A 4,834-nucleotide genomic window follows, 5' to 3' on the forward strand; every position below is an offset into this window, starting at 1 on the left:
TACTAAACCAGACGAAGAAGTATTTGATGAAAAATTCACTTTTAGGCAAATTTATGTGCCACTGTTGGACAATAGTTAGCCTTGCTAATTCAATCTAAAAGTATTGAAAGATAAAGGTTTGACCATTGATTTTTGAAGTAGCATTCTCACATCTGTACCGCGATAGCGATCGCTGATTTTCAGACTTTATTGATGTTTGATTTATCTGTTGGACAATAGTTAGCCTTGCTAATTCAATTTAAAAGTGTTGAAAGATAAAGGTTTGACCATTGATTTTTGAAGTAGCATTCTCACATCTGTACCGCGATAGCGATCGCTGATTTTCAGACTTTATTGATGTTTTATTCATCTGTTGGACAATAGTTAGCCTTGCTAATTCAGTCTAAAAGTGTTGAAAGATAAAGGTTTGACCATTGATTTTTGAAAAAATTACCGTAGAAAAATACATATTATAATATTTATATCAAAGCAATTTGAAGGAATAAAAATCATGTCAGAACTACAGGAATTAAGAAAAAAATCTCTGAATTTATCAGTAAGCGATCGCCTGTTATTACTTAAGGCAATTACAGATTCTTTGAATGAGGAACTTCGCCCTCGGCCAGAGTTACCTCCTGATTTCTTAGACAAGTTCCGAGGCATAGGAAAAACAGATAGTCCACCTCCAAATGATGAGGAAGTTGAAGCTATGCTAGAAGAACGTTTAGTGGAGAAATATTTAAAATCCTGAGAAAAATACATACTATAATATTTAGATAAAAGCAATTTGAAGGAACAAAAATTATGTCAGAACTACAGGAATTAAGAAAAAAAGCTCTGAATTTATCAGTAAGCGATCGCCTCTCTTTACTCAAGGACATTACAGATTCTTTGAACGAGGAATTTCGCCCCCGTCGCGACCTCAAAGCTGCTATAGAAGGTTTGCGAGGTATAGCAAAAACTGATGACCCGCCTCCGACTGATGCTGAGGTTGAGGCGATGCTAGAGGAACGCCTAGTGGAGAAATACTTAAAATGAAAGTTTTAATAGACACTAATATTGCCCTTGATTTTCTCCTACAGAGAGAGCCATTTTTCGGCGATGCTGATGCTTTATTTGAAGTTATTAAAAATCAGCAAATTGAAGGTTTTGTGACAGCAACAACCTTAACTAATATTTTTTATATTGTCAGAAAACAAACCAAAAGTATTGAAAGAGCAAGAGAAGCAGTTGCTATGACATTAGCATTAGAAATTTGTGACGTTAATCGTAATATTTTAGAAACTGCTTTTGCTTCTAATTTGAGAGACTTTGAAGATGCAGTGCAATTAGCTTGTGCTTATGCTAAGAATCTTGATGCTATTATTACTCGTAATGCTGATGATTTTGCTGGTGCAAGTCTGCCTATTTTGTCAGTTCAACAGTTATTTGAACAGATAAATAATTCTTGAGTAATATTATATTCGGACAATAAAGTCTTTGTTTGTAGTTGCACTTCAGCGCTGCTAGATATATTTGAGGCGCTAAAGGGCAACTATGAGCTGTTATTATAAGTGTTGGTAGTCCTCAATAGTAATAGTATGCAGGAACTAAGGAATATCTTATATCATGTTCCCCCTCCGGGGGAGCTACGAATTGCGGATAATCAGTTATAATAAAATTTAAGGACTCCGGGTATCGACAGTACCAAACAAATACTTAAATTATCAATACTATTCTCGAATATTTGTTCTTTTTCTCCTTTCTTTCCTCCTGACTAGGTCCTTCCCCTCCTGGGAGGGGTTAGGGGTGGGTTGACTCCTGACTCCTCACAACAGTCATTTATAAGTATTCAACCGTTAGCGTAGTTCCCCCTCCGGGGGAACATGATATTACACGGGAGCAAGATGCTCCCACTGTTATGCTTCGTCAAAAAAATAATGACAATGCACGACTATTACTGTAATCTTTCCTTCAAATGTTCCCCTACCCGCAAAGCATTAGCAATAATTGTCAATGCAGGAGTCACTGCCGAACTTGATGGGAAAAAACTGCTATCCACAACATATAAATTATCCACATCGTGGGTACGACAGTTAATATCCAAAACTGATGTTTTCGGGTCTTCCCCAAACCGACAAGTACCACATTGGTTTGCTACAACCTCAATGGGAACTTCCCCACGGGGATAAATGCTGCCGCGCTTCAAGACAGAATTTCCTACCTCTTTGTCTACCAACTTCAATACATCCATCCAACGATGTACTAGGCGATCGTGTGCTTCCCAGTTATTGGGAGTGTAATGGAAAAACAGTTTATCCCCTTTGACTTCAACTCGGTTATTGGGGTCTGGTACTATTTCCGAATGCAACCACCAACCAATGGAACGTAATGCTAACTGCTTCAACCCAAACCCTGGCATCGCTTTTGCTAACACAGATAAAATGGGTGGAGACTCAGCAAAAGTAATATCTTGCAGCAGACCACCTGTATTTTCTATGTGACCCATGGGATAGGCAAAATTCTCATCCCCCCAATAAAAATCATTCACACTCACACTTCTGAGAAAGTTCCCAGAGTTTGGTTTAGGACTAGGTTGCACTACGGCAGTCATCAGATGTTTCATCAGGTTGCGTCCCACTTGTCCGGAACTGTTTGCTAAACCATCTGGATGTTTTTCATTAGCAGAACGTAATAGTAATGCTGCTGAATTTACTGCTCCACAAGCAAGTACGACAATATCGGCAAAAAATAGAAATGATTGTTTGCCAATTTCTACTTCTACTGCTTTAACTGTGTTACTCGATGAGTTGGTGAGTAAACAGACTACTTTTGCATTAGCTTTAATAGTAATGTTAGGAGAGTCTAGCAGTGGTGCAATACCGAAGACTTCCGAGTCTCCAGTGGGGTCTTCCTCTTCGCGGGTAAGAGTTAATGGTAAAGTTTCTGGATGTAAACCTTGCCCGGCGATCGCATCGACAACTTTTTTAATTTCTGGATCGTGGTCAACTGCGGGATAAGGATATTCTGCACTGTGGGTAGGTTCGGTTGGGTCTTTGCTAACTTGACCGTGAACTTTATAAAGTTTTTCTGCTTCAGTGTAATATGGTTCAAAGTCTTTGTATTTGAGACACCATTCTGGAGAAATTCCTTCTTGATGTTTTACTGTTTCAAAGTCTTTTTCTCGCATCCTAATGAGAGCAGCACCATAGATTTTGGTATTGCCACCTACGGCATAATTTGTCTGAGGAGAAAAGGGTTCGCCTGCGTTGTCATACCAATTTTCGGGGGCACGATAAAGTTCTTTTTTGAAGATATCAACGTTAGCTCTATTTTGAATTTCTAGGGGCATGAAATCACCCCTTTCTAAGATGAGTATTTTTTTTCCGGTACTAGCAAGTTTAGAGGCTAAAGTTCCTCCTCCTGCACCTGTACCGACAATAATTACATCATAATGTTGGTCGTCAATAATCATTTTATTTTTCCTTTAATAATTTTTTTGAGATGTATTGAATAAGTATATAGGAGTCAGAATTAATGGAATGAGAATTCAACTTAAACTATCAATATTTAATTTTTGGGTAGTGGGAGCATCTTGCTCCCATATTAAAAATTCTCCTATTTTCAGATTTTGGTAGTGGAAGCGTCTTGCTCCCATATTAAAAATTCTCCTATTTTCAGATTTTGGTAGTGGAAGCGTCTTGCTCCTATATTAAAAATTCTCCTATTTTCAGATTTTGGTAGTGGAAGCATCTTGCTCCCATATTAAAAATTCTCCCATTTTTAGATTTTGGTAGTGGGAGCATCTTGCTCCCATATTAAAAATTCTCCCATTTTTAGATTTTGGTAGTGGGAGCATCTTGCTCCTATATTAAAAATTCTCCCATTTTTAGATTTTGGTAGTGGGAGCATCTTGCTCCTATATTCAAATCACCCCATTTTCAGATTTTGGTAGTGGGAGCATCTTGCTCCTATATTCAAAATTCTCCCATTTTCAGATTTTGGTATGTGGAAAATTCTCTCATTTTCAGAATCTATGCGTGAGCGAGACGCTCACACTACCAACATTTTCAAATCTTGTAGACAGACCGCTACAAAATTTATTCTGACTCCTGACTCCTGACTCCTGACTCCTGAATTCCTAATTATTTCACTGCCAAATATAAATGAGGATAAACAAAATAATCCAAATTACATCAACGAAATGCCAAAATAAAGAAGTAGCATTAATGCCAAAGTGACCGTTATCATAGTTACCAGGAATGAAAGAACGGCCCAACATAATACCCTGCAACAAAATACCTGTCATAACGTGCAGACCGTGAAAACCAGTCAACAGATAGAAAGTTCCACCGAATACTCCCGTTGTGAAACCAAATTCTAGACTATTCCATTCAATTCCTTGACCTACTACAAAGTAAGTTCCCATTGCCATTGTAGCAAACAGAAATATGCGAAACCAAGTCAAATCATGACGTTCTAAAGCTTTTTCGGCAAAATATATAACGAAACTACTAGAAACCAAAACTACTGTATTAATTGCAGGTTCTCTAATTTCCAAACCAGAAATACCTTCTGGCAACCAGTTGGTGGCACTCGTTTTGTAGACGATGTATCCGACAAAGAAACTCAAGAAAATTACGCTTTCTGAAAGTAGGAAAACGATAAACCCGAACATACTATTACCTTCTTCATCGTGGGTATGTTCGGCAACTGCTGAATGCAAAGGTTCCTGTAGTTGTTCTGATGCGATCGAACTATCCATGTTTTAATTCTCCTTTAATTTACTGGTTTTATCCTCGCTATAGTTGCCGTAGGTTGGGTTGAGGGGTCCCTCAACCCAACAGATGCATATTACAGACAGATATTTTTGTTG

The 4,834-nt window shown here is 38.0% G+C and carries 5 protein-coding genes; 3 read left to right on the forward strand and 2 right to left on the reverse strand.

Annotated elements, in window-relative coordinates:
• Nucleotides 1-490 precede the first annotated feature (490 nt).
• The 3 genes from F6K13_RS18470 to F6K13_RS18480 are packed head-to-tail and all read left to right on the forward strand — an operon-like array spanning nucleotide 491 to nucleotide 1,430.
• Nucleotides 491-730 carry a hypothetical protein gene (locus tag F6K13_RS18470; RefSeq protein ID WP_124146578.1) on the forward strand — a complete coding sequence of 80 codons (240 nt, stop codon included), beginning with the start codon at nucleotides 491-493 and terminating at the stop codon, nucleotides 728-730.
• 53 nt (nucleotides 731-783) lie between these two features.
• Entirely contained in the window at nucleotides 784-1,017 is a 234-nt protein-coding gene (locus F6K13_RS18475) for a hypothetical protein (RefSeq protein WP_124146579.1), read from the forward strand.
• On the forward strand, nucleotides 1,014-1,430 hold the full coding sequence (locus F6K13_RS18480; protein WP_124146580.1) for a putative toxin-antitoxin system toxin component, PIN family: 417 nt from the start codon (nucleotides 1,014-1,016) through the stop codon (nucleotides 1,428-1,430). Before F6K13_RS18475 ends, F6K13_RS18480 begins: the two co-directional genes overlap by 4 nt.
• Before the next feature lie 485 nt (nucleotides 1,431-1,915).
• On the opposite strand, the gene F6K13_RS18485 is transcribed toward F6K13_RS18480, so the two are convergent.
• Nucleotides 1,916-3,433: a GMC oxidoreductase gene (locus F6K13_RS18485; protein ID WP_124146581.1), complete on the reverse strand. Its 1,518-nt coding sequence runs from the start codon at nucleotides 3,431-3,433 to the stop codon at nucleotides 1,916-1,918.
• Nucleotides 3,434-4,108: 675 nt separating this feature from the next.
• Entirely contained in the window at nucleotides 4,109-4,723 is a 615-nt protein-coding gene (locus tag F6K13_RS18490; protein WP_124143030.1) for a heme-copper oxidase subunit III, read from the reverse strand.
• Nucleotides 4,724-4,834: the final 111 nt, after the last annotated feature.

It is taken from the genome of Okeania sp. SIO2B9 (assembly GCF_010672505.1).
GTDB lineage: Bacteria > Cyanobacteriota > Cyanobacteriia > Cyanobacteriales > Microcoleaceae > Okeania > Okeania hirsuta.

Coding starts and splice junctions, on each gene's coding strand:
- F6K13_RS18490 (WP_124143030.1), bottom strand. CDS start 4,723: ATGGATAGTTCGATCGCATCAGAACAACTACAGGAACCTTTGCATTCA.
- F6K13_RS18485 (WP_124146581.1), bottom strand. CDS start 3,433: ATGATTATTGACGACCAACATTATGATGTAATTATTGTCGGTACAGGT.
- F6K13_RS18470 (WP_124146578.1), top strand. CDS start 491: ATGTCAGAACTACAGGAATTAAGAAAAAAATCTCTGAATTTATCAGTA.
- F6K13_RS18480 (WP_124146580.1), top strand. CDS start 1,014: ATGAAAGTTTTAATAGACACTAATATTGCCCTTGATTTTCTCCTACAG.
- F6K13_RS18475 (WP_124146579.1), top strand. CDS start 784: ATGTCAGAACTACAGGAATTAAGAAAAAAAGCTCTGAATTTATCAGTA.